At 55.5% G+C, this 24,011-nt stretch carries 18 protein-coding genes and 1 tRNA gene; 5 read left to right on the top strand and 14 right to left on the bottom strand.

Features of this window, described 5'->3' with window-relative positions; genetic code table 11:
- Positions 1 to 71: 71 nt before the first annotated feature.
- The 5 genes from A2273_11190 to A2273_11170 all read right to left on the bottom strand — a co-directional run bounded on the left by A2273_11190 (position 72) and on the right by A2273_11170 (position 4,758).
- Positions 72 to 1,973, bottom strand: a complete 1,902-nt coding sequence (locus A2273_11190; GenBank protein OGF06125.1) for a DNA gyrase subunit B — start codon at positions 1,971 to 1,973, stop codon at positions 72 to 74.
- A gap of 41 nt (positions 1,974 to 2,014) precedes the next feature.
- On the bottom strand, positions 2,015 to 2,311 hold the full coding sequence (locus tag A2273_11185) for a hypothetical protein (GenBank protein OGF06124.1): 297 nt from the start codon (positions 2,309 to 2,311) through the stop codon (positions 2,015 to 2,017).
- A 7-nt stretch (positions 2,312 to 2,318) separates the two neighbouring features.
- Positions 2,319 to 3,065 (bottom strand): hypothetical protein, encoded by a 747-nt coding sequence (locus tag A2273_11180; protein ID OGF06123.1) that lies wholly within the window; start codon positions 3,063 to 3,065, stop codon positions 2,319 to 2,321.
- Entirely contained in the window at positions 3,065 to 3,526 is a 462-nt protein-coding gene (locus tag A2273_11175; GenBank protein ID OGF06212.1) for a DNA mismatch repair protein MutT, read from the bottom strand. The genes A2273_11180 and A2273_11175 overlap by 1 nt, the downstream gene beginning before the upstream one ends.
- Positions 3,527 to 3,657: 131 nt before the next feature.
- On the bottom strand, positions 3,658 to 4,758 hold the full coding sequence (locus A2273_11170) for a hypothetical protein (GenBank protein OGF06122.1): 1,101 nt from the start codon (positions 4,756 to 4,758) through the stop codon (positions 3,658 to 3,660).
- A gap of 339 nt (positions 4,759 to 5,097) precedes the next feature.
- Here A2273_11170 and A2273_11165 point away from each other — a divergent pair.
- Positions 5,098 to 5,174: transfer RNA gene (locus A2273_11165), tRNA-Val, on the top strand.
- A 247-nt stretch (positions 5,175 to 5,421) separates the two neighbouring features.
- Here the strand turns inward: A2273_11165 and A2273_11160 are convergent.
- Positions 5,422 to 6,504, bottom strand: coding sequence for a hypothetical protein (locus tag A2273_11160; protein OGF06121.1), 1,083 nt, complete (start codon positions 6,502 to 6,504; stop codon positions 5,422 to 5,424).
- 482 nt (positions 6,505 to 6,986) lie between these two features.
- Between A2273_11160 and A2273_11155 the strand changes: the two genes are divergently transcribed.
- From A2273_11155 to A2273_11140, 4 genes are all read left to right on the top strand, one after another.
- Positions 6,987 to 9,158 (top strand): hypothetical protein, encoded by a 2,172-nt coding sequence (locus tag A2273_11155; GenBank protein ID OGF06120.1) that lies wholly within the window; start codon positions 6,987 to 6,989, stop codon positions 9,156 to 9,158.
- A gap of 89 nt (positions 9,159 to 9,247) precedes the next feature.
- A complete protein-coding gene (locus A2273_11150) occupies positions 9,248 to 9,622 on the top strand; it encodes a hypothetical protein (protein ID OGF06119.1) in 375 nt (124 codons plus the stop codon).
- A gap of 19 nt (positions 9,623 to 9,641) precedes the next feature.
- Positions 9,642 to 12,284: a hypothetical protein gene (locus tag A2273_11145; GenBank protein ID OGF06118.1), complete on the top strand. Its 2,643-nt coding sequence runs from the start codon at positions 9,642 to 9,644 to the stop codon at positions 12,282 to 12,284.
- A gap of 55 nt (positions 12,285 to 12,339) precedes the next feature.
- Positions 12,340 to 14,433, top strand: a complete 2,094-nt coding sequence (locus A2273_11140; protein ID OGF06117.1) for a hypothetical protein — start codon at positions 12,340 to 12,342, stop codon at positions 14,431 to 14,433.
- A gap of 60 nt (positions 14,434 to 14,493) precedes the next feature.
- Here the strand turns inward: A2273_11140 and A2273_11135 are convergent, their stop codons facing one another.
- From A2273_11135 to A2273_11100, 8 genes are all read right to left on the bottom strand, one after another.
- Positions 14,494 to 15,198, bottom strand: a complete 705-nt coding sequence (locus A2273_11135) for a hypothetical protein (GenBank protein OGF06116.1) — start codon at positions 15,196 to 15,198, stop codon at positions 14,494 to 14,496.
- The gene (locus A2273_11130; GenBank protein ID OGF06211.1) at positions 15,191 to 16,135 is read right to left on the bottom strand and encodes a tRNA dihydrouridine synthase DusB; all 945 of its coding nucleotides are present in this window, start codon (positions 16,133 to 16,135) and stop codon (positions 15,191 to 15,193) included. Before A2273_11130 ends, A2273_11135 begins: the two co-directional genes overlap by 8 nt.
- Positions 16,136 to 16,209: 74 nt before the next feature.
- A complete protein-coding gene (locus A2273_11125) occupies positions 16,210 to 17,238 on the bottom strand; it encodes a hypothetical protein (GenBank protein ID OGF06115.1) in 1,029 nt (342 codons plus the stop codon).
- A 60-nt stretch (positions 17,239 to 17,298) separates the two neighbouring features.
- Positions 17,299 to 18,615: a glycine dehydrogenase (aminomethyl-transferring) gene (locus A2273_11120; GenBank protein OGF06114.1), complete on the bottom strand. Its 1,317-nt coding sequence runs from the start codon at positions 18,613 to 18,615 to the stop codon at positions 17,299 to 17,301.
- 36 nt (positions 18,616 to 18,651) lie between these two features.
- Positions 18,652 to 19,038 carry a glycine cleavage system protein H gene (locus A2273_11115; GenBank protein OGF06113.1) on the bottom strand — a complete coding sequence of 129 codons (387 nt, stop codon included), beginning with the start codon at positions 19,036 to 19,038 and terminating at the stop codon, positions 18,652 to 18,654.
- A gap of 194 nt (positions 19,039 to 19,232) precedes the next feature.
- Entirely contained in the window at positions 19,233 to 20,333 is a 1,101-nt protein-coding gene (locus A2273_11110) for a glycine cleavage system protein T (GenBank protein OGF06112.1), read from the bottom strand.
- Positions 20,334 to 20,549: 216 nt separating this feature from the next.
- Positions 20,550 to 20,933 carry a hypothetical protein gene (locus A2273_11105; GenBank protein ID OGF06111.1) on the bottom strand — a complete coding sequence of 128 codons (384 nt, stop codon included), beginning with the start codon at positions 20,931 to 20,933 and terminating at the stop codon, positions 20,550 to 20,552.
- A 98-nt stretch (positions 20,934 to 21,031) separates the two neighbouring features.
- Positions 21,032 to 23,944: a hypothetical protein gene (locus A2273_11100; GenBank protein ID OGF06110.1), complete on the bottom strand. Its 2,913-nt coding sequence runs from the start codon at positions 23,942 to 23,944 to the stop codon at positions 21,032 to 21,034.
- Positions 23,945 to 24,011 lie beyond the last annotated feature (67 nt).

The following is a 24,011-nucleotide window of genomic DNA, read 5'->3' as shown; positions in this document are numbered from 1 at the left end:
TAAGATTCATTTATTTATTCAATGACAAGAGGTCCGGAAAGTTCTTTGAGCCTCTGTAACTCAGTGGTAATCTAGATATCCAGATTTTTGACATACTGGGCGTTCTGCTCGATGAACAGCCGCCGCGGCTCCACCGCATCGCCCATCAGCATGGTGAATATATGGTCGGCCTCCACCGCATCGTCAATATTCACCTTCAACAGGGTCCGCCGTTCGGGATCCATGGTGGTCTTCCATAGCTGTTCCGGGTTCATCTCGCCCAGGCCCTTGTAGCGCTGGATGTTGACGTTATCCTTGCCCAAACGGGTGACCACCTTCTCCAGCTCCTCCTCGTTATAGACGTAATGCTCCTCCTTGGCTTTTCCCACCCGGTACAATGGCGGCTGGGCTATGTAGACATATCCCCTCTCTATCAGGGGGCGCATATAGCGGAAGAAAAAGGTCAGCAGCAGGGTGCGGATATGGGCCCCGTCCACGTCGGCGTCGGTCATGATGATCAGCTTGTGGTAGCGGGACCTCTCCACATCAAAGTCATCCTGCCCGATGCCGGTGCCCATGGCGGTGATGATGGTGCGGATCTCCTCGTTGGCCAGCATCTTGTCCAGCCGGGTCTTCTCCACATTGAGGATCTTGCCCCTCAAGGGCAATATCGCCTGGAAGCGCCGGTCCCGGCCCTGTTTGGCCGAGCCTCCGGCCGAGTCGCCCTCCACCAGGTACAGTTCGCACAGCTGGGGGTCGGTCAGGGAGCAGTCGGCCAGTTTTCCCGGCAGCCCGGATGTTTCCAGGGCGTTCTTGCGCCTGACCAGGTCCCGGGCCTTGCGGGCCGCCAACCGGGAGCGGGCCGACAGTACGCCCTTTTCGCATATTTTATTGGCCACCGAGGAGTTCTCCTCGAAGAAGTTGGACAGCTCCTGGCCCACCAGCGATTCCACGATCCCCTTGACCTCCGAATTCCCCAGCTTGGTTTTGGTCTGCCCCTCGAACTGGGGCTGTTTGACCTTTACCGAGACCACCGCCGTCAGCCCCTCGCGGACGTCGTCCCCGGACAGGGTGAAGTCGTCCTTCTTCAGCAGGTTGTTCTTCTTGATGTAGTCGTTGATGATCCTGGTCAGGGCCGATTTGAAGCCTATCAGATGGGTGCCGCCCTCGATGGTGTTGATGTTGTTGCAGAAGGAGAAGATGTTGTCATCGTAGGAATCGTTGTACTGCAGGGCCACCTCCACCTGCACCCCGTCGCCCTCCTTGGCCACGTAGATGGGCTTGTGCAGCGGGGTCTTGTTCTCGTCCAGGAATTTGACGAAGGAGACGATCCCCCCGTCGTACTTGAAATTGTGGGACTTGCCGCTTCTTTCGTCGGCCAGGTCTATCGACAATCCGCGGTTGAGAAAGGCCAGCTCCCTCAGGCGTCCGGCCAGGGTGTCGAAAACGAAAGCGGTGGCCTTGAAGATCTCCTTGTCGGGCAGGAAATTCACGGTGGAGCCGGTCTTGGTGGTTTTCCCGGTCACCTTGAGTTCGCTCTTGGTGATCCCCCTCTCGTATCTCTGGTGATGCACCTTGCCGTCGCGCAGCACCTCGACCTCCAGCCATTCCGACAGGGCATTTACCACCGACACCCCCACCCCGTGCAGGCCGCCGGAGATGGCGTACGATTTATTATCAAATTTGCCCCCGGCATGCAGCACCGTCAGGGCCACCTCCACCCCGGGCTTTTTCTCGGTGGGGTGCAGGTCCACCGGGAATCCCCGCCCGTCGTCGATCACGGTTATGGAGCCATCCTTGCGAATGAAGACCTGGATATGGGTGCAGAATCCGGCCAGGGCCTCGTCCACCGAATTATCCACCACCTCGTAGACCAGATGGTGAAGCCCCCGGCTGCCGGTGTCGCCGATATACATGGCCGGCCTGCGGCGCACCGCCTCCAGGCCCTTTAAGACCGTTATTTTTTCGCTGGAATAGCTGTCCTTGGCTGTCATATCTCTCCTTATGATATCCGATATTTATGATTTTACTCTTTTTAGAAGGGCCCCACCTTGAAGGTGATATCCTTGACGGCCTCGGCCCCGATCAGCTGGTTTATTTTTCCCTTGAGCCTGACCTTGAGCAGGGTGCATTCCTGCACCCAGGCCGGGCTCTTGGCCTCCACCATCAGCCGGCCCCGGATCACCGAGACCGCCCGGGTGTTGGCGGCGATCTTGGGGCCGGCCGCCTCCGGCCAGGCCGTCAGGGCCCGGGTCTCATCCATCCGCTGGTCTATCTCCAGGGATTTCAGGACCCGGCTCAGGATGTCCCCCACTGTTTCCAGTTTTTTCATTCCGGCCTCACAGATCGCGGGATAGATGGATCATGGCTCCGGCCAGCTTTGACACGGCCTGTTTGAATTTTGGATCCCCCCAGCCCTGAATCCACCCGCTCTCCTGGAGCTGGTCGGAGATCACAAACACCGCCGCCGCCGGAACGCCGTATTCCCCGGCCACGGCAAAAAGACCGGCCCCCTCCATCTCCACGCAGGCCGCCCCCATTTTGCGGTACTCCCGGACCTTGGCTCCGGTCTCCCGATAGGGGGCGTCGGTGCACCAATGGACCGCCAGACGGGGCTCCAGCCCCTGTTCCCTTAAGCGGTCATTCAGCTGGCGGGCAAACCGGCCGTCGGCCGGGATCACCGACTGAAAATCGTGCCCGTAACATACCCCGGTGCCGGTCTCGTTGATGGCTCCGGTGGAGACCACCAGATCCCCGATATTCAGTTCCGGTGATATGGAGCCGGCGATGCCGATATAGACCATCTTTTTCACCCCCAAAGCCAGCAACGTTTCCACCTGGATGGCCATGGCCGGCGATGCTATCCGGCTCTCGACAAAAAGGGTGTCGTGGTGGATATAGGCATCCTTCACCACCCGGTGGCTGAACTCCTGAAGACCCGCCTGATGCTTGATCTGGTGCCACAGATATCGGAAAGACAGCACCGCCGGGCACTCCAGCATGACATCCTGATATGACAAGCCGTCCCCGGAGAGGCTGTCCTCTATAAAGGCCCTGGCCGATGTGATGGAGTTATTCATCTCCATCAGTAGAACTTCACCGAATGGTCTTTCAGCCTGCCTTCCCGGTAGTTGAACTTGGCCGAGAAGAACTTTTCATCCTCCAGCCAGGGCAGGAAGATATGATCGCCCTCCCACAGGTCCAGCTTTAATAGTTCCTGGTCTTTGACCCATTTCAAATAGCCCTCGGCCGAATCCAGCAGTTTCCCCCGGAATCTTTGGGCGGTGAAGACGAACACATACCAATCGTCCCATTGGTCGAACGAGGGAAAGGTCAGGAACCCGTTCAGATGGGGGTCTTTCACCAGCAGGCCGCTTTCCTCCCTCACCTCCCGGATGACGCATTCCTCGGGGGTCTCTCCCGGCTGCATCTTGCCGCCCAGGCCGTTCCATTTGCCGTAATGCAGGTCGTCCTTGCGTTTGATGCGGTGCATCATCAGGGTCCGGCCATCCTTTTTGATGTAGCACAGAGTGGCTAGCTTCATAATAGCAAATAGATCATGGTTATTGGATGACAGGGGCATCCTGTCCAATTTACTTATCAAGGGAAAGAGGTGATCCCGGGGTCCTTTGTGTTTCTGTGTTTAAAAAATCCGTGTTTATCCGTGTGCCAAAAACATCATTCCTGTACAATCAGTCCATCATCCACCCGGAACTTTTTAAAACCGTCCTGCCGGGTGATGTCGTTCTCGTGGGCCGAAGCGATGAACACCTGGCATTCCGGATCGAGCTGATGGATCAGCGATTCGGAACGGCCGCTGTCCAGTTCGGCAAATATCTCGTCCATCAGGATCACCGGTTTTTCCTTAAGCTGGGCGGCCATGATCTCGGCCATGGCCAATTTCAAGGCGATGGCCGCCGTCCGCTGCTGGCCCTGCGAGCCGAACTGGCGGATGCGCATGCCGGCCAGCGATATCTCCAGGTCGTCGCGGTGCGGCCCGAACATGGTGATGCCCCGCCTCCGCTCGAATTCGAATCCGGTGGCCAGGGCCTTGGCAAAGGCCTGCTCGATCGGCTGGCCCGGCTCGAATTTGTATGACAAATGGTAGCGCAGGCCCAGCCGCTCACGCCCGCCGGAGATGCCCACATACCGGCTGCCCGCCATCTCCTTCAGATCGTCGATGACCTCCATCCGTTTCCGGACCAGCTTCATCCCGCAATCCACCAGCTGCTGGTTCCAGGCCTCCAGCGAGGCGGCGTTGCTGCGCCCTTCCTTGATGGCGTACAGCAGCTGGTTGCGCTGCTTAAGTATCCGATTGTAATCCTGCAGATCGGCCAGGTAGGTCCTGGAGAACTGGGAGATGGCCAGATCCATAAAACGGCGGCGCACTCCGGGGCCGGACTTGCATAGATCGTCGTCCTCCGGGGACAGGCTGATCACCGGCATCCGGCCTATCAGCTCCGATAGTTTTTGCTGCAGCTCGCCGTTGATCTTCAGCCGCTTCTCTTCCTTATTATAAGCCGCCTCGACATTGATGTCGCCCTCGGCCGTTTGGGCCCGGCCCTCCAGCCGGAACCAGTCCCGGGTAAATCCTATCATCTGTTCATCCTCGGCCACGCTCCTCATGGAACGCCCGATGCACAGGTAATGGATGGCCTCCAGCAGATTGGTCTTGCCCGATCCGTTGATACCTAAAAAAAGATTCTTTCCCGGCGAAAACTCCAGATCAAAAACAGATAGATTCCTGAAATTGCTTCCCTTGGCCGTCTTAATAAACATTCTACTTCCCTGTTTTCTAATACCCAAAGTGATGTGTTTAAGGGTTGATTATACCACAATATATAGATAAAATGCAAAGGTTTTTTATTGATTTATTAATACCTAAATTATTACCATTCATAGTATTAGATACTGTGATGACAATAATGATACTATCACAACCAGTTTTTCGGCAATTTTTAAATTTTAAGAAGCTCCAAACAAAATTACCTTGAAAAAAAAGTACATTACTGATATACTTATCTGTTGTTAGAATATTGTTGTGATAATAAAATTCTTGCGTCCTTCGAAAGCAATGCAAGATGCTGATCTCAGGATGACGAAGCAATAATATAGGTCGGGCGGTTAGCTCAGCTGGTTAGAGCGCTGGTCTCACATACCAGAGGTCACAAGTTCGAATCTTGTACCGCCCACCATAATTACAAAACACAAAAAGAGGCATCGCTTGATGCCTTTTTTTGTTTTAGACAGGTTCTGCGCCGGCACCATAAATACTCCAGGCTGGACAATAGTTCGCCGCAGGAGGGCGTTACGGTGTCCGCCGTAGCTCGGCTTCGTTGTTTGGCAGCCGGCGGAGAATCCCGCATTACCCACCATAATACTAAAAAGCTTCCCGTTTTTGGGAAGCTTTTTAGTTAGGCCCGGTGATAAATGCCGGCCGGATCAATTGTCTGTGTTATTCGCACCGTTTGCCGTTTGGGGCGCTACCCACTTATAGATCCCCCGCTTGAACCCGGGCTGGCATACATCCACGAACCGGTCCCCGATGGCCATTATTGCCTCCTTGCTGGCCATAAAGGCATCCACCACGGCCGGATCAAAGGCATGGCCGCGGTCGTCCTGGACCATCTTCATCGCCTGTTCTACTGGAACCGCCTCCCGGTAAGGGCGATGGAAACAGAGGGCGTCGAAGACATCTACTACGGCGGTAATCCGCCCGACCAAGGGGATGGCCTCGTTATGCAGCCCCCGGGGATAGCCGCTGCCGTCCCATCTTTCGTGATGGGTGAGCGAAACGTCCTCCGCAATCCGCAATACTTGCGAATCAGACCCGGACAGGATGGCGGCCCCGATCATCGGGTGTTCCCGCATTTTCTGGACCTCCTCCTCGTTGAGTTTGCCCGGCTTTTGCAGGATATGGTCCGGGATGCCGATCTTCCCGATGTCGTGCATGGGCACGGCATAGAGGCACATGTCGGCGAAGCTCTGGGGCTGTCCCATCCGCCGGGCGATGGCCGCTGCGTAATGGCTTACCCGTACGATATGGGCCCCGGTATCCTGGTCCTTGAACTCGGCTGCCTTGGCCAGCCGGTGGATGGTATCCAGTGTGGTCTGTTCGATCCTCTGCAGGGCGTTTTGCAAGGCGCTGGCCTTCTTGGCGATCTCTGATTCCAGTTCTATGCCGTGACGCTGCAATACCCTCTCAGCCCATCTGCGGTCGGTTATGTCTTCGATAGCCAGGAGGATGATCTGCTCAACCCCTGAAGGTCGGCGGATCAGCCGGGCATTCAAAAGCATTACCCGCTGGCCAATGGCAGCAAAATCGTGCTCGACCTCATAATCATCAAATGTTGTCTGCTGGGCCAGGATGGTTTCCAGCATTTCCCTGAGCCTGGGGATATCCCACTGGCGGTCGCCCAGATCATACACCAGCTGGCCCAAGGTTTCCTCGGGTTTTACCTTGAAGACTTCGTAGAAAGAACTATTGGCAGTGACCACCCGTAGGTCGTGATCCAGGGCAAGCAAAGGCTCACGAACGGTATTAATAATACCCTCGGCATATTCGGAAGCCATATCTTCATGCCGTTGCTGTGACTCATTCTGCGGCATTGAATTTAATCCTTCGAATTTTCTGTGAGGTTCATGACAGATAATGAATGTTCAGTTTAGTTTATAATATTTCACCTCATCCGTCAAGTCAAAATTCACCTATCTGTCAAAACAAGGCATTCCAACCATCCCCCGGCGCGAAGCGTGATGGAAAACCAAAATGAATAATTTATTCATTCCAATACTCCCTTTTACTGCTGTAACTATACACATAAAGTGCTAACAAAATCAAGGTTAAAATGATTTATTATTACCTTTAGGGAATAAAACGGTTGGGAAATCGTTCACAACCGCCCACCATCAAAAAGCCGTTCACTGGATGGCTTTTCATTTTTTTATCGTCTGATAGACGTAAAATTTTCTTGACATTAAGAGGTCATTAACGTTATCATTAAACCATGCCCAAAAAAACCAACGACATCGCCTGTTCGATAACAGAATATCTGTCTGGGAAGCAGTACGACTCCGGCGTCAGGTTGCTCATCGAACACAGCCGGGACCTACTTCAGCCGGGCAGGCTTGCGGAACTGAAGAAGCTTTTGGCAATGATCCCCCGGGAGCATTTCCTGCGCCACCCCAAGCTTATCCTGATAGCGGCCAATGCCGATTACCAGAGCGGCGAACTAAAATCAGCCCTGCGTTATCTTACCACCGCCATTCCCGTTTTAAAAAAAGCCCGGGACCGCTCCTCCCTTTCCGCCGCCTACCGCTATCTCTCCTATATTCATCAGGACATGGGACAGAATCAAAAAGCCATATCCGACAGCCGGCAGGGCCTGAAATACCTGGAGAAGAATGACTACCGGGGACGGGCCGGGCTGCTGGCAGCCATGGCCGGGAGTTACTGGAGGCTGCTGGACTACAAAAAGGCCTCTAAAATCTACGCCCAGGTGATGGACATCTATATCAGGGCCGGCGACAAGGAGGGACAGATCCGCACCCTGGCCAATTCATCGGCCATCACCAAGGCTTTGGGCCAGTTGGGAAAAGCCCGGAAGGAAAAAGAAGAGGTTCTGCGTTTTTACCGGGATTCCGACAACCGGCGCAGCTACTGTCTGGCGGCCGTGAACCTTTCGTCCCTTTACTTGGAGATGTTCGAACTGGAGAAAGCCGAATTTCTGCTGACCTCGGCCATACCGGAAATTCAGAAGCTCGGATTGGGGATGGCGCTGGGCCCGGCCAGGGTCTACCTGGGAGAAGTCCAGATGCACCAGGGCCGTTTTCCCGAGGCGGAAAAGACCCTTAAATTCGCATTAGATAAAACCGACAGCGCGGACGAAGCATCGTATCATTTTTCCTGCCTGATAGCCTTAAGCACCCTCTATCGCCTGCAGGGCAACCTTTCCCTTTCCCTGAGATACGCCTTGGAATCCTTGGAACGGACATCCCCGGAGCGCCCGCTGGACACCGCCCAGGCCCATTATAATATATCCCGGGTGTATTTTGCGGCAAGGGATTTTGCCAAAACCCTGCATTACGCCAAAAGATCATCCGCGGCGTATGCCAGAACCGGAATGGCATACCGGCAGTCCCGGGCCTTGCTCAATCTGGCGGAGATCTATCTGGCGCACAATAAACTGCCGGCCTTCGGCCAGGCCTTCTCACAGGGACTGAATATCTGCCGGAAAGGCAATTATGATTTCTTTTTCAATGACCGGTATCCCGACAGTTTTTGGCCTCTGATCCCGGCCTATTTAAAAACAAACGGCTCCTCTAAATACCTGAACAAGCTGGTTGAAATATTCGATCCGTCCAAGACAGCTTCGAACCGTTCCCCGGCCGATCCCAGACCGGCGATCACGACCTTGGGTTCCCTTGGGATTTTACTGGACGGGCAACCGGTGGAGCGCTGGAAAAGGACCGCCTCCCGGCAGGTACTGGGTATTTTATTGTCACGCCATGTTTCCCGGGAGGCGGATCCCCACAATGATTCTGAGCAGTTCATCCCTTCCGAGGTGCTGAGCCTGATGCTGTGGCCCAAAAAAAGCCTGGCTTCGGCGTCAATAAACCTTCAGGTGGCGGTGGCCGAGCTGCGCAGGCTCTTAGAGCCCGGGCTCAAGGGCGGGAAAAATTCACGGCCTATCGAATTTCGGAACGGCTGCTACCGGATAGATATAGATAATATCTCTCTGGATTTTACGGATTTCGTAGCGGCTGTCCGCAAGGGACAGCAGGCGGAGATCACCGGGCAGCCTCCGGCCGCCCTGGAATTCTACCGCCAGGCGGTGGAGATCTACCGCGGCGATTTTCTGCCGGACGTCAAACTGATCGAAATGGAAGGGACCCGGGAGCGGTTGCGTCAATTATATTTTCAGGCGTTGCTTTCCCTGGCAGGTTTATATCTCAAACAAAACCGGCTGGACGATGCGGTAAAATACGCCGCCCTGGCCGTTTCCCGGGAACGCTGCCTGGAAGAGGCTCATCGCATATTGCTGTCGGCTTATCACCGCATGGGGCGAAAGGAGCTTATATCCAAGCAGTTCCAAATCTGCCAAACGGCCTTGCGAAGGGACCTGGGGCTGGATGTCAGTCCCGAGACCATTGCCTTGTATAAGGAGTGTTCAAAGTAGTCATACAGCGGTCATTTTGTAAGCGATTTGTAAGCGGCTTTTGTTAAAATCAGTTTAACCAACAGCCGTTTTTTTAATTTATACTGGACATGAAGAGCATCAAAATAATAAGGGTCAACGCCTTTAAAAATGGCGATCCCGACAAATTGACCATCCAGGGGGTTTGGGGCGGGCGGCTGGATGTTGATTTTGCAAGAACCAACGGGAAGTCTTCTGCTGCAAGCGGCCAAGGATCGGGGGAGATCCTGGCTTATCTTCCGCCCTTTACCAGGAACATAATATTGGAGCCGGACGGCTTTTTGATCAATGCGGCCCCCGAGATTTCCTTTCGGGTGTTCTTGCTGGATGGTAAAAACACCATTTTATTGGCCACCAACCCCAATCGTATCGGGGGAAGCGACATCTGGCAGTGCAAAGTGCCGCCAAATATTTTCAGAAACGTGCATAAAATATTAATAAACTGATTCAAGGGGGTTAAAGCTCATGAAACTTAATTTGTTAATCTCTCTGGCTGTCCTGTTGTTTGCCGAACACCCGGCCCAGGCGGCAACCAGCATAAGCTTTGGCAGCAAGCCGGTCTTCGACGGCGTGATCTCTCCGGGAGAATGGCAGGATGCCACGCTTAAGACCTTCACTACTTCCGGAGGGACCGATTCGGTATGGCTGAAATATTTTCAGGACACCATATTCATGGCGATCAAAAATCCCAATACCGTCGCCACCAGCCTGAACTGGATCCTTTTGGACATCAATTACGATCGTATGACCGCCCCCCAGACCGACGACCATATATTGTCTTGTATCATTGACGGCGGAAGATATGAGAAGATCGGCAACGGCACGGCCTGGGAAGCGGTGCCGATCCAGCCTGTCGGCTGGGCGGACTCGGTCAGCACCGGGACGGGATATTGGACAGCGGAATGGAAAATATTCTATTCCAAACTGGGACTGACTCCGGGAACGGCCGATACCTTCGGCTTTGCCGCTTCGAACTACGTCGATGGCACCGGGTATTGGTGGCCGGCCGGCGTGAATTACAACGTACCGTCAAGCTGGGAAGCGGTCACTTCTGCTGCCGATTGGGGAATGCCCGCCGGCTCGATAACTGATACTATCTTTGATTTCGGCCCGGTGCATACCGGCGATTCCTCCGTCTGCAGCTCTATCTATCTGAAAAATACCGGAAGCTATACCCTCACCGTCATTGATGTTGATGTTACTTCCGGACCCTTCACCCTGCTGACTTCGGTGCCTTTCAATGTGGCTCCCAACGACAGCCAGGCGGTGATCATAAAATTCAAACCCGGCCAGTTCGTCTCCTATACCGACACCCTTACCGTAAGCACCAATGACCCGGCAATTACCGCCAGGCAATGTGTTTTGTCCGGAACCGGCGTCGAGCCAGCCGCCGTTGTCGACGTTCCCTTCGGCGGCAAGCCGGCTTTCGACGGCGTGCTTTCACCCGGCGAGTGGTCGGATGCCGCCTTCATCACCCCGCACACTACCACACTAAATGATACCGTCTGGTTCAAATACAATATGGATACCCTTTACGCTGGGTTCAAGGGAGCCGACAGTTTTGCTGGCAATCAGCAGCAATTGTATTTCGACAACAATTATGACCGGGCCACTCTTCCGATAGAAGACGATCACCGGCTTCGCATTCAAATAGACGGGTATAAAGACGAAGGTGTCGGGGCTGGTTTTGGGTGGGTGGGAGCCGCAATATCCGGTTGGGATGCCATTGGCGGGGCCTCGCCTGGAAGGTGGTGCTCCGAATGGAAGATAGCCCTGTCCAAGCTGGATATCGTACCGGGTACGTCGGACAGCGTCGGAATGTCTGCCGTTGTCTATTCATTCGCACCCGGAGCCGGCGGCAATTGCTGGCCTTCTGCTTTCAACTGGGAAAATCCCAGCACCTGGGGAATGATCAAATCCAGCCAGAAGTGGGGCCTGGCAGCCATTTCGGCAAACGATAACCAGCACGAGTTCGGTTATATCAAGCCGGATGATTCTCTTTCCTGGACGTCCCTTTATCTGAAAAATACCGGCAGTCTGGACCTGGATATCGACAGCCTGCTTTTGGGTTCCGGTAATTTTAGGGTCGATCCCCCGACCGATTCATTGCTGGCCCCCGGAGACAGCCTGGCGGTCGCCGTTTGGTTCAAACCGAACTCCTCCGGGGCCTATCGGGATACCCTGCGCATTTACTCCAATGACCCGGTCAACAATCCAGGCATAATATCTCTGGCCGGAAACGGGGCATATATTATTGACGTGCCCTGGGGCACAATGCCTAAATTTGAAGGGACCATCGAGCCGGCAGAGTGGGCCGACGCCTGTTGCGACAGCTTCTTGCTTGAAGACCAGGCCAAAAAATATCACAACGTGGATTCTTTCTGGGTCAAGTACAACACCGATACCCTTTACTTGGCATTGATAACTCCCAATTATGCTGATTACAAGATAACCAGCCATTCCCTGATCTTCGATCTGAAGTTCGACCGTACTTCGACAGTGCAGGATGATGACCACAGGTTTTTGGTCGTATCTGACGGGGAGCCGGTGGAATTTGTCGGCCTGGCCGGGGTTTGGGATAAGGTCACGCCGGCGGGATGGCGTTCTGATTTTTCGAACAAGGACCATCTTATAACCTTCTATGCCGTTCCCTTCGACCGGCTCGGTCTCAGTATCGGCGCCAATGACACCATCGGCTTCGCGGTGCTGGCCGAAGGCGATGGCGGGATCTACGGCCGTTGGCCGGTGGCCTCCGATTCGGTCGGGCCCGCTACCTGGGGGATTCTGACCTCCAGTGCCGGGTGGACCGGGGTGACCGGCCAGCCGGATGACCAGCCAAAGATAAAGTCTTTCTCCCTGGCCAACGCCTACCCCAATCCGGCCGGCAAACAGGTCAACCTGAGTTATCAACTGCCAGCCCCGGCCAATGTCAGATTGAACATCTACAATATTGCCGGGCAAATGGTGAAATGTTTTGATCAGGGACGCCAATCGGCCGGGGCGTACTCCATCAGATACAACACCGCGGCTTTGCCCAACGGCATCTATTTTTATCAGATTGACGCCGGAACATTCAAGGCCACCAAGAGGATGATGGTCATCAGGTAATAAATGTAACTATCAAGGAAAGAAGCGGAACATGAGAAAATTATTTGTTGCTGTTATGCTGGGAATGGTTTTTTGCGCCATAAGCCTGGCCGACAGCCTGAGCGTCAGGACGGTAGGAATTTACAATGCCCCGGGGTTTGCCCGGGGCGTGGCGGTGTCCGGCAACTATGCCTATGTGGCGGATTCAGACTCCGGTCTGCGGATAATTGACATAAGTAATCCGGCCATCCCAACCGAGGTCGGCTTTTACAATACTCCAGGGAACGCTTGTGACGTGGCAGTTATTGACAGTTTCGCCTATGTGGCTGATGGAGATTTTGGCCTGCGGATTATCAACATCCACGACCCGGCCAATCCGGTTGAAACAGGGTACTATGACCCGGCAACGTGGTGGATGGAGGACGTGGCGGTCTTCGGAAGCTATGCATATATGGCCGGCGGTGGCGGCTTAACGGTCATCAACATCAGCGATCCAACCAACCCAACCCAAACCGGCATATGCGCTACGCCGCAGTATGCCAATGGAGTGGCACTATCCGGCAGTTACCCTTATGCTTATGTGGTCGGGGCCAACTACGGCCTGTGGGTGATCAACATCAGCGTCCCGGCTACGCCCGGCATAGTAGCTTCCTATGACACTCCGATGTTTGCCAATGGGGTGGCCAGCTCGGGCAATTATATTTATGTGGCAGATGCCGGTTCCGGCTTGCGTATATTGCATCTTGATGGAACTCTGCATGAAGACGGTCATTACAGTTCGACCAGCGGTTATTGGAGCGTGGCGGTGTCCGGAAGCCATGCCTATGTAGGGGATTATAGTTACGGCCTGCGGATAATAGATATCAGCAACCCCGCCATACCCGTTGAAGCTGGCTGCTACGGCACCCCAGTTGGTGCTTGGGGCGTGGCGGTGTCCGGCAGTCTTGTTTATGTAGCGAATGGAGATTCCGGCCTGCGGATACTGCAATATCCCATTCCGCCGGTGATGGAGCTGAACGCCGCCCAGCATGATTTTGGCTCCGTGACGATAGGGGATTCGCTGTCCTGGAGCGGTTTATACATCAAAAACATCGGCAGCCTGCCGTTCTCGATCGACAGCCTTAAATTTGCCACCGGTTCTTTCCGGGTTGATCCCATGGCGGATTCGACATTAACTCCGGGCGACAGCCTGCAGATCACCCTGTGGTTCAAGCCGGGCGCCGCCGGCCTGGTCACTGATACCGTTGCAGTTTACTCCGGCGAAGCCGAGAACAGCCCCGTAAAGGCCGGGCTGACGGGAACCGGAATGCCGGTAATAGAAGTAATAGACGTACCCAACGGCACAGTCCCCGTTTTTGAAGGAGCCATAGAACCGGCAGAGTGGGCCGACGCCTATTGCGACACCTTCAGAATACTTAATAAAACTAAAGCCTTTATCCCGGACTCATTCTGGGTAAAATACAACCAGGACACGCTGTATCTGGTTTTGAAAACGCCCAGTTACAGCGCCGCCGGAATCACAGTCCACCATCTGCTTTTTGACACCCTGATGAACAGGACGGAGACATTGGAAAAAGACGATATCCGACTCTCCGTCCATTTTGACGGCCAAGCGGTAGAATATTACGGCGAAAAGAACTGGGAACTGACCGCGGCCTCCCTTTGGCGTTCCGGCTTTTCCGACAAGACAGACCTGATCACTGAATTCGTGGTGCCTTTGGACAAGATGGGAATAACAGCTGGGGCGGCAGATTCGGTGGGATTTTCAGTTTTTGCCGATGGCGACGATCATTTTGGTTCCTGGCCTTCTTATGCCGATTCAGTCCAGCCTCTGACCTGGGCTATTCTGACCTCCAGTGCCGGGTGGACCGGAGTAATGGGTAAGCCGGATGACCAAACTCAGATCAGAAGTTTTTCCTTGGCCAATGCCTACCCCAATCCGGCCGGCAAACAGGTCAACCTGAGTTATCAACTGCCCGCCCCGGCCAATGTCAGATTGAACATCTACAATATTGCCGGGCAAATGGTGAAGTGTTTTGATCAGGGACGCCAATCGGCCGGGGCATACTCCATCAGATACAACACCGCTGCTTTGCCCAACGGCATCTATTTTTATCAGATTGACGCCGGAGCATTCAAGGCCACCAAAAGAATGATGGTCATCAGGTAAAACCATCCCTCAAACAATGAATAAGGGAGAGCTGCGGCTCTCCCTTTTTCGTCTTCACTCTCACTTTAGAAATTTCCAGATAAGATAGATTGTGGCTCCCCAGGCCCCCGGGCCGTGGCACAGCACCGCCGCCCAGATGTTCCCGGTATGCTCGGTCAGCCAGGCCAGGATCAGGCCGCCGGCAAAGACGATCGCCACCAGCGGCAACCCGGCCCAGCCCGGCATCAAAAAGCTTATGGTCACCAGATGGTAAACGGTGAACAGCAGGGCCGATATCAGAATATGCCGCTTGAAACCGGCCCGCCGGGCCAAGAGGCCCTGAAGGCCGGCCCGCCAGTAAAGTTCCTCACCCAGCGGCAGTATCACCGCCACGAAAATGAAGAACTGAAGAAGTCCGGCCGGAAAAGCATTGCTTTGATAGAGTTTTTGGGAACACAATTTAAGCATATTGTCCGGGATCGCTTTACCGAAATAGAAGTTCCCTGCCCAAATGCTGAGCGCCGCCACCGTCCCGGCCGAGATCAGCCCCAGCCCCAGGCTTTTGATTATCTTGCCTGTCGGCAGTTTTGCCCGTTCCTCCAGCCCGTAGGCTTTGACCTGCCAAAAAGCCCCGCCGTAAAACACCACCGAGGAGAGGATGATGGCCAGCCAGGCATCATTCAGCAGCCACAGGGCCAGCCAGTTCACCAGGGCCGGGGTCAGGGTGAGGACCGCCAGCAAAAAGGACAGATCCTTTTTGTCTTTTATTGAAACAGCCTTACTCATCGGTCCTCTTTTCATGGCCGATGCTCTCCAAAAGCTTCAGCACCTCTACCTCGGTCCCGGCATGCATCAGTTCCTGCCGCAGGGCCGCCGCCCCGGGGATCCCTTTGATATACCACCCCAGATGCTTTCGCATCTCCCGGATGCCGCGGAGCTCTCCTTTATCGTCCAGCGACATTTTTATATGTTCTTTGATAACCTCCAGCCGCTCCTGCCAGCCTGCCCCACGGAATTTGTAATTTGAAATTCGTAATTCGCCATCCAGGGCGGCATTGATCTCAGCAAACAAAAACGGATTCCCCAGCGCCGCCCGGCCCACCATCACCAGGTCGCATCCGGTCTGTTCGATCATCCTCCGGGCATCGGCTCCCGAGGTTACATCGCCGTTGCCGATCACCGGTATCTTTGCCTGCTGCTTTATTTTCGAGATGATGGTCCAGTCGGCCTGGCCGGAGAACATCTGGCTCCTGGTCCGGCCGTGGACGGCGATGGCAGCGATACCGCATTGCTCCAGAAGTTTGGCCACCTCCAAAGCGTTCTCCGAGCCCACCTCCCAGCCGCTGCGGATCTTGGCCAGCACCGGTCGTTGGGCGACATTGATCACCGCCCTGGCTATCTGGGCTATCTTCTCCGGAAATTTCAGCAGGGCCGATCCGCCGCCGTTCTTGACTATCTTGGGGGCCGGGCAGCCGAAGTTGAGGTCGTAGTAATCCGGCTGAATGTCCCTTTCCAGCCGCTCCACCGATTCGGCAAAGGCCAAAGGGCGGGTGCCGAAAAGCTGGACGGCGATGGGCCGCTCCTCCTCCCGGAAGGATAACATCCTGATGGTCTTGGAATGTCCGCGGGACAGGGCCTCGGCCGAGATCATCTCGGAATAAACCAGAGCCGCGCCGTAACGGTGGCAGATAAGACGAAAGGCCGAATCGGTAATGCCCGCCATCGGGGCCAACACCGCCCGGCCCTTTAGAATATTTGGATCGAATGTTTTGACCAATTATTTTTTACCGCTAAAAATTAATCCCTGCCCTTTTGCCATTTATTGAAGAATATCCAGGCCAGTATCAAAAACAGTCCGACCAATATTGATACCAGCCGCCGGTCGGCCAGCGACAGCAGCATGGCCAATATCGCCAGAAAAACCGTTATGCCGTACAGGAACATCACCGCCCCCTGGTGGCTGAAGCCGAGGGTCAGCAATGTGTGGTGAACGTGTTCCTTGTCGGCCCGGTAGAACATCTGGCCCCGCCAGGTGCGGCGCAAAACTGCGCTGAAGGTGTCCACGATGGGCACCCCCAGGGCGGCTATGGGTATCAGCAGGGCCACCGTGGCGATGCTCTTCATGGTCCCCAGGGTGGTCATGGCCGCCAGGATGAATCCGATGAAGGTGGCCCCCGAATCCCCCAGGAAGATACGGGCCGGATGGAAATTGAACGGCAGGAAGCCCAGCAGGGCGCCGACGGTGACTATCGCCAGCAGGCCGATCAGCCCCTCCCCGGAGGCCTCGGCCGAAACAAAGATGGTGGCGGCCACGATTATCGAGATGCCGGCCGCCAGCCCGTCCAGCCCGTCGATGAAATTGATGGCGTTGATTATGAACACGATCCACAGGGCCGTAAATGGTATGCTGAAAAGGCCCAGCTCGAAGACGCCCCCCAGCGGGCTGGGCAGGATGGTCACGCAGAAGCCCCCGGCTATAAGAATGCCGGCGGCGGCAAACTGAAAGACCAGCCGCAGGCCCACCGAGGCGTTTTTCAGATCATCATATAACCCCACCCCCAGGATCAGCAGGCCCCCGAAGGTTATAGTGGTGAATTTCCCGGCCCATCCGTGGAATATGCCGGGCCATAATGATTTTATCAGCCAGATGGTGATCAGCACCGCCACTGCCACTGCCGCCCCCCCCAGGCAGGGCATGGCCTTTTGGTGTATCTTTCTCAGGCCGGGCCGGTCGAACACCTTGCCTTTGACCGAAACATACAGGGCCAGCGGTGTCAGCAGCAGGCTCAATACGGCGGCTATGAAAAATGCTGTCAGATAATGCAAAGTGTGATCCTTTTAGATTTAGAAGCCGCCCTCATTCAATGACGGCGGCCGGATTTATTTTTATTTCGAAAGCTCCCGGATCAGAAGATCCAGTTCGTCCTTGGTCCTCTTCTCGGTGACCGAGATCAGAAGATGGCCCTCCAGTTGTTTAAAGAACCGTCCCAGATCCAGCCCGGCCAGGATACCCTTCTGCCTAAGTTCTGCCAGAACCTGAGAAGCCGGCCGGTTGGTCTTATATACGAATTCCTTGAAGAATGGCGCCTTAAAAGCCGGACCCAGCTGCTCCGCCAGGTAATGGCTTTTCTGAAGGCAGAGTTCGGCCGCCTGTTTGATGCCGTCGCGCCCCATCAGGGACAGGTAGACGGTGGCGGCCAGAGCGCACAGGGCCTGGTTGGAGCAAATGTTGGATGAAGCTTTTTCCCGGCGGATATGCTGTTCCCTGGCCTGCATGGTCAGCACCAGGCCTTCCCGGCCCTGGCTGTCGGTGGTCAGACCAACGATCCTTCCCGGCATCAGTCTCAGCAGGGAATTCTTGGCGGCCAGCAACCCCAAGTAGGGGCCGCCCAGCCCCAGGGGAATGCCCAGCGGCTGTCCCTCTCCGGTGGCGATATCGGCGCCGTAGCTGCCGGGGGCTTTTAAAATTCCCAGCGATATCGGGTCGGCCGAGACCACCAATAGCGCGCCTTTCCTGTGGGCGATGTCGGACATCTCTTCGACCGGTTCCAGTGCCCCCAGGAAATTGGGGTGCTGAACAAGGACGGCCGCGGTTTTGTCGTCGATGGTCCTTTCCAACTCCTCCAGGCTGGTGACCCCGTCCTTCCAGGGGATCTCGGCTATCTCAATGTTCAACCCCCGGCAGTAGGTCTTCAGCACCTCGAGATATTCCGGGTGGACGGTGCCGGATATGATCAGCTTTTTGCGCTTGGTGTGGCTGCAGGCCATCAGCCCGGCCTCGGTCAGGGCGGTGGCCCCGTCGTACATCGAGGCGTTGGCCACCTCCATACCGGTCAGGGCCGCTATCAGGCTCTGGAACTCCCAGATCGCCTGGAGGGTGCCCTGGCTGACCTCGGCCTGGTAGGGGGTATAGGCGGTATAGAACTCCGGGCGGGACAGGATGTGGTCCACCGCGGCCGGAATATAATGATCGTAAGCCCCCCCGCCCAGGAAGGATATCATCTCCCCGGCCGGCCTATTGATCTTGGAGATCCCGGTGATCTCACGGGCCGCCTCCATCTCGGACAGCGGGGCCGGCAGGTCCAGCTGGGATTTCAGCAGGATATCCTGGGGGATGTCCGCTATCAGCTCATTGAAATTTTTGACCCCTATCCGGGCCAGCATCTCCTGAACATTCTCCGGGGTATTGGCAATGTATGGCATGGTCTGAAAATTATAAATTACTAATTTGCAATTAGTTTAGTGTCCGTGCTTCTCCATCTTTTCGTAGGCTTCGGCATCCATCAGTTTCCCGGCCTGGGAGATATCGGATAATTTGATCTTGACCATCCAGCCCTTGCCGTAGGCATCCTTGTTGACCAGGTCGGGGGTGCCTTCCAGGTCGCCGTTGATCGCGGCCACCTCGCCGGACAACGGGGCGTTCAGGTCGGATACCGCCTTGACGGCCTCCACCGTGCCGAAGGGCTTGGCCATCTCCACCTTGGAGCCGACGGCCGGCATCTCGACGAAGACGATGTCCCCCAGCTCGCCCTGGGCGAAATCGGTGATGCCGATGGTGGCGGTGTCGCCCTCGATCCGGGCCCACTCATGGCTGGCGGTGTACTTGAGGTCCTTGGGAAAGTTCATGTTGTTTCTCCGTAATTATTTATTTTGATTTTTAGTTTTTTCTTTTCCGCATGTTTCACGGATTTGCACAGATCTATCTTTTAATATCCGTTTAATGTAAATAAAAATTACCAAGCATGATCTGCGCTAATAGTTCGGTTAACACTCACTACAACGTCTGGGGATAAAATCCCTCGGGGAAATAAGATGGTCTTTTATTTCTTGATGCTGCTGTGTTTCCAGAACGGGGTCTCGGCCACCTTGGCCGGTATCATTTTCCCCCGGATCTCCACCTGCAGCTCGGTGCCGGTCTTGGCATATTCGCTCTGGACATAGGCGGTGCCGATGCCCTTGGCCACCGACGGGGAGAACACCCCGCTGGCCACCTCGCCCACCTGGGAGCCGTCCTTGAACACCTTGTAGTGCTGGCGGGGGAAGGCATTGCCTTCAAGTTCGAACCCAATGAGTTTCCGCTTTACGCCATCCGCTTTCTGCTTCAGGAGGACATCCTTGGCGATAAAATCGCCCTCCTTCTTGAGCTTGGTTATCCAGCCCAGGCCGGCCTCCAGCGGGGAGGTGGTCTTATCGATATCGTTGCCGTACAGGCAGTATTTCATTTCCAATCTTAATGAATCCCTGGCGCCCAGGCCGCTGGGCTTGAGATCGAATTCCTTCCCGGCCTTGAAGAGCGCCTCCCATATCTGCCCGGCGTATTTGTTGTCAAAATATAATTCGAAGCCGTCCTCGCCGGTGTAGCCGGTGCGGGAAACGATCATCTCCACCCCGTCGACTTTGCCGACCTTGAACCAGTAGAATTTCATGTCCGACAGCTTCAGGTCGCAGATCTTTTGCAGCAAAGGTTCGGCTTGCGGCCCCTGCAGGGCCAGCTGGGCGATATCGTCGCTGGTGTTCTTCAGACTGACGTTGAATTTCTTGGCCTGCTCCTGCAGCCAGGCGAAATCCTTGTCCAGGTTGGAGGCGTTGACCACCAGAAAATAATGGTCGGGAAAACGGTAGACCAGCAGATCGTCCACAATGCCGCCATCCGGATAGCACATGGCCGAATACTGCACCTGGTCCACCTCCAGGGCGGCCGGATCGTTGACCGTCACATAGGAGACGAACTTCAGGGCATCGGGGCCCCACACTTCGATCTCGCCCATATGGGAGACATCGAACAGTCCGACCTTGGATCGGACATGACGGTGCTCCTCTATTATCCCGGTATACTGCACCGGCATTAAAAAGCCGGCAAAGGGGACCATCTTGCCGCCGGCAGCCACATGTTGATCGTAGAAGGGCGTTCTCTTTTCCATTTTTCTCCTGTTAAGAAATATATTGCGGATTTAATGAACGAATACCAACCCATTTAATAATTTGGCTTTACTACTCTGCTTGGGAGGCCAGCCCAAGCTGGCCTTGATGAATATCCGGCGATACCATTAATGATATCGCTGGTAAACCATCAATGGCCATGAATGACCATACCGTTATGCCAATACAATTAATGCGTTTTTGTTAAATAAAACCTGTTATCCCAGCAGTTCCTTTATCTTTCCCGAAAGCTCGGCAATTTTAAAAGGCTTGGTCATGTAATGATCGGCCCCGGCGGCCAGGCCGGCCTCCAGATCCCTGCCGCCGGTCTTGGCGGTAAGCATTATCACTTTGATATCGCGGGTCTCGGGAGCGGCCTTTATCCTGCGGCATACCTCAATCCCGTCTATCACCGGCATCATTATATCCAGCACCATCAGATCGGGAAGAAGGGATCTGGCGTCCTTAAGGGCCTGGTCGCCGTTGACCGCCTGAAAGACATCATAGCCCTGCCGGGCCAATATCTCGGAGACCATGAACAGCATATTGCTGTCATCGTCGGCCACCAGTATCTTATACCCGTTTTCGGGCCTACTGTCCATGGTTCATCGCCCCTTCCAATAAAACACTGTGATTATAACCGATTTCATATTAAAAGTTAAGCATTTTTTAGCCAAATAAACTCTTTCGGCGAAGCTGGTTATTCGGCCCTAAAGATCATACTGAACCAGGCCCCATCCTCATTTTTTATCTCCAGCTTCCCGTCCAATTGCTGGACCAGGGTGGCCACCAGCTGAAGCCCCAGCGATCCCACCTTTTCGATGTCAAAGCCCTGCGGCAGGCCGACCCCGTTGTCTCTTACGCTCAGGGTCAGGCTGCCGTCGTCCCCGCCCACCAGGGCGATCTTGATCAGGCCCTGCCGCCCTATCTGTTGGTAACTGGGGAAGGCGTATTTCAGGCTGTTGGATACCAGCTCATTGACTATCAGCCCGCAGGGGATGGCGGTATCTATCTTCATCGGCCTATCGATGATATCCAGGGAATAGGACACCTTCTCCCGGTCAAGGCCGTAGCTGTGGAACAGGTCCTCCACCAGGGCCCGGGCGTAGCCGGAGAAGCTCAGGCGGGACAGGGACTCCGCCTGATACAGCCTCTCGTGGATCAGGGACATGGAGCGCACCCGGGTCTGGCACTCCTTGAAAAGCTCCCGCGACCGCTGGTCGGTTATGTATCCCGACTGCAGGTTCAGCAGGCTGGATATCACCTGCAGGTTGTTCTTGACCCGGTGGTGCACCTCCCGCAGCAGCACCTCCTTCTCCTTGAGGGCCGCGGTCATGTTTTCCTGGGATTTTTTATGCTCGGTGATGTCGATGTTGAACTCGGCCGCCAGCCAGGCCCCCGAAGCGTCCTGGAAGGGGATGGTGTGGACCTCCACCCATCGGTTCTCCAGTTTCAGGAACTCCTGGGTCACCACCACCTGTTTCAGCTCCAGGGCGGTTTTGATCCCGCAGCTGGGGCAGACCGCGTCCTGGTTCATGAAATAGCGGTAACATTTCTTTCCGACCGCCTCTCCGTAGGCCTTTTTCCAGTAGGGATCGACATCGATCAAGTTGTAATCCTTGTCGATGATGTCAAAGCCTGTCCTGGTGGCTCCCAGCACGTACTCAAAGCGCTGGTTCAGCTCCCGCAGGCTCTGCTCCGCCTTGCGCCGTTCGGTGATATCCAGGGTGAACCCGGCCAGCATTTTGGGCCGGCCCTCCTGCAGAATGGGGAATTTGATGGTCCGGTAATGCCGGCCGTTGAGCTCCTCATCCAACTCGACCACCTGGCCATCCCTCAGGACCCGCTGGTCGTCCTCCACCATGCTTCGGGCCAGGTCCGAGGGGAACAGCTCGTCCATGGTCCTGCCCAGCAGCTCCTGCAGCGGCCGGCCCAGCAGCTGCTCGTAGTTTTTGCTCAGCCTGAGGGGCCTGATATTCTCGTCCTTGAAGAACACATAGACCGGGCTGTGTCTCAGGAACTGCTCGAACATCTCCTCCATCTGTTTCAGCGAGGCCTGGCTCCTCTCCAGGGCGTCCCGGCTTTCCTGGACCGCCGCCAGCTGGTTCCTCAAATCCTCGTCGGCCTGCCGGAGCTCCAGCTCGGAGGACAGCAGCTTCCGGTTGGCCAGCAGCAATTCCTGGTTGGCAGCCTCCAGCTCCTGCTTCTGGGACCGCAGTACCTCCTGGTCGCGTTTCCTCTCGGTGATGTCCCGGGCGATGGTCTGGAAATATTTCTTTCCCTCCACCTCGATCATTCTGGCGCTGACCTCCGCCGGGAAGGCGGAGCCGTCGCTGCGCTGGTGAACGGTCTCGAACAGCAGGCCGTTCTCGTCCACCGCCTTGCGGTACTGGTCGTCCACCGAGGGCCGGGAATCCGTCTTTCTCAGGCGGTGGATGTCCAGGGTCAGCATCTTCTCCCGGGAATAGCCGTAGACGGCCACCGCCTTGTCGTTGGCCTCCCGGATCTTCAGGTCCTGGTCCAGCAGCAGGATGATGTCATTGGCGTATTTGGTAAGGTACTCGTAATGCTTGGACAGGGCCTGCCGCTCCTGCTCCAGCTCCAGCTGTTTTTCAAAATAGCTCCTCTGCTGGCGGTTCCACAGGGATCCTATTATCCCCCCGGCGGCGATGATCAATGCTATCACGATGAATACGATGAACCAGATATGGGTATAGGCGATGGCCTCGGCCTCCCGCCGGTCGGCCTTGGCGATGATATACCAGGGGGTGGACGGCATATTGTGAAGATAGGCGTATACTTTTTTGCCGCGGTAATCCACCGCCGTAACATTGCCGGTGCTGCCGCCGATGGCCATCACCTCGGGAAGCTCCTTCCGGCTCAGGGGCTGCCTTAATTTGGCGGCCGATCCATTTTGGAACCTCAGCTCGGTGAGGTACAGCACCTCCCCGTTGTCCCTTCTGACCAGGTAGGTCTCGGCGCTTTGGCTGGGCACCGGCCACTGCTGGATCAGGGGGTACAGCAGGTTCTGAGGCTCGATCCGCAGGATGATCAACCCCACCACCGAATCCCGTTGGCGGTTGTAATGGACCACCGGGGCAAAAACGTCCAGGTGCACCGTCCGGCATTTGGTGCAGTAGTAAAAATCGCTGAAACTGGCCTGGCCGCTGGCCGCAACTTTGCCGGCCAGGGCGGCGGTCTCCGGGCCCAGCCGGTGCGTCTCCTGGCCGGTCTGCACCCTGATCCGCCCCCGCCTGTCCAGCAGCAGAACATTCTGGTACTGCTTAAGATCCTGCAGGGAGCGCATCCATTTGAGCCGGTCCAGCCCGATATTTTCGGAGGCGGGCTGCCGGAAAAGCTGCTCCACCCTTTCGCCTATGTAGGGGTTGTCTATTATGTTCTGAGCGTCGGACATCCGTTCGGCCAGCCAGCTGTCGATCTGTTTCTCCTTGAGGCTGGCCACCGACTCCAGCTCCCGGAAGACCTCCTTCTGGTGGTCCCTGAGATGGTAAAATGAATACAGCCAGCCGGCCGCCATGATGCTCAGCGACAGCAGTAAGAATATCAGCAGGGGCTGCCAGGCCGATCTGATAATATGCTTCAGTCTTTTCATTAATCGCTCCGCCATTCTTATAAGGTCCACCCGAAGCAGCACCGGACCGCCCCGGTACCGGGACTTT

Source organism: Candidatus Edwardsbacteria bacterium RifOxyA12_full_54_48, assembly GCA_001777915.1.
Taxonomy (GTDB): domain Bacteria; phylum Edwardsbacteria; class AC1; order AC1; family EtOH8; genus UBA2226.
Note: the sequence above shows the minus strand (reverse complement) of the source record. Positions and strands in the feature narration are given on the sequence as shown.

What these genes read in the sequence shown, in the direction of transcription:
- A2273_11120 (OGF06114.1), bottom strand. Translation starts at nt 18,615, where the DNA reads ATGCCATACATTGCCAATACCCCGGAGAATGTTCAGGAGATGCTGGCC.
- A2273_11130 (OGF06211.1), bottom strand. Translation starts at nt 16,135, where the DNA reads ATGGCGGGCATTACCGATTCGGCCTTTCGTCTTATCTGCCACCGTTAC.
- A2273_11150 (OGF06119.1), top strand. Translation starts at nt 9,248, where the DNA reads ATGAAGAGCATCAAAATAATAAGGGTCAACGCCTTTAAAAATGGCGAT.
- A2273_11145 (OGF06118.1), top strand. Translation starts at nt 9,642, where the DNA reads ATGAAACTTAATTTGTTAATCTCTCTGGCTGTCCTGTTGTTTGCCGAA.
- A2273_11155 (OGF06120.1), top strand. Translation starts at nt 6,987, where the DNA reads ATGCCCAAAAAAACCAACGACATCGCCTGTTCGATAACAGAATATCTG.
- A2273_11105 (OGF06111.1), bottom strand. Translation starts at nt 20,933, where the DNA reads ATGGACAGTAGGCCCGAAAACGGGTATAAGATACTGGTGGCCGACGAT.
- A2273_11170 (OGF06122.1), bottom strand. Translation starts at nt 4,758, where the DNA reads ATGTTTATTAAGACGGCCAAGGGAAGCAATTTCAGGAATCTATCTGTT.
- A2273_11180 (OGF06123.1), bottom strand. Translation starts at nt 3,065, where the DNA reads ATGGAGATGAATAACTCCATCACATCGGCCAGGGCCTTTATAGAGGAC.
- A2273_11140 (OGF06117.1), top strand. Translation starts at nt 12,340, where the DNA reads ATGCTGGGAATGGTTTTTTGCGCCATAAGCCTGGCCGACAGCCTGAGC.
- A2273_11135 (OGF06116.1), bottom strand. Translation starts at nt 15,198, where the DNA reads ATGAGTAAGGCTGTTTCAATAAAAGACAAAAAGGATCTGTCCTTTTTG.
- A2273_11100 (OGF06110.1), bottom strand. Translation starts at nt 23,944, where the DNA reads ATGAAAAGACTGAAGCATATTATCAGATCGGCCTGGCAGCCCCTGCTG.
- A2273_11115 (OGF06113.1), bottom strand. Translation starts at nt 19,038, where the DNA reads ATGAACTTTCCCAAGGACCTCAAGTACACCGCCAGCCATGAGTGGGCC.
- A2273_11185 (OGF06124.1), bottom strand. Translation starts at nt 2,311, where the DNA reads ATGAAAAAACTGGAAACAGTGGGGGACATCCTGAGCCGGGTCCTGAAA.
- A2273_11110 (OGF06112.1), bottom strand. Translation starts at nt 20,333, where the DNA reads ATGGAAAAGAGAACGCCCTTCTACGATCAACATGTGGCTGCCGGCGGC.
- A2273_11190 (OGF06125.1), bottom strand. Translation starts at nt 1,973, where the DNA reads ATGACAGCCAAGGACAGCTATTCCAGCGAAAAAATAACGGTCTTAAAG.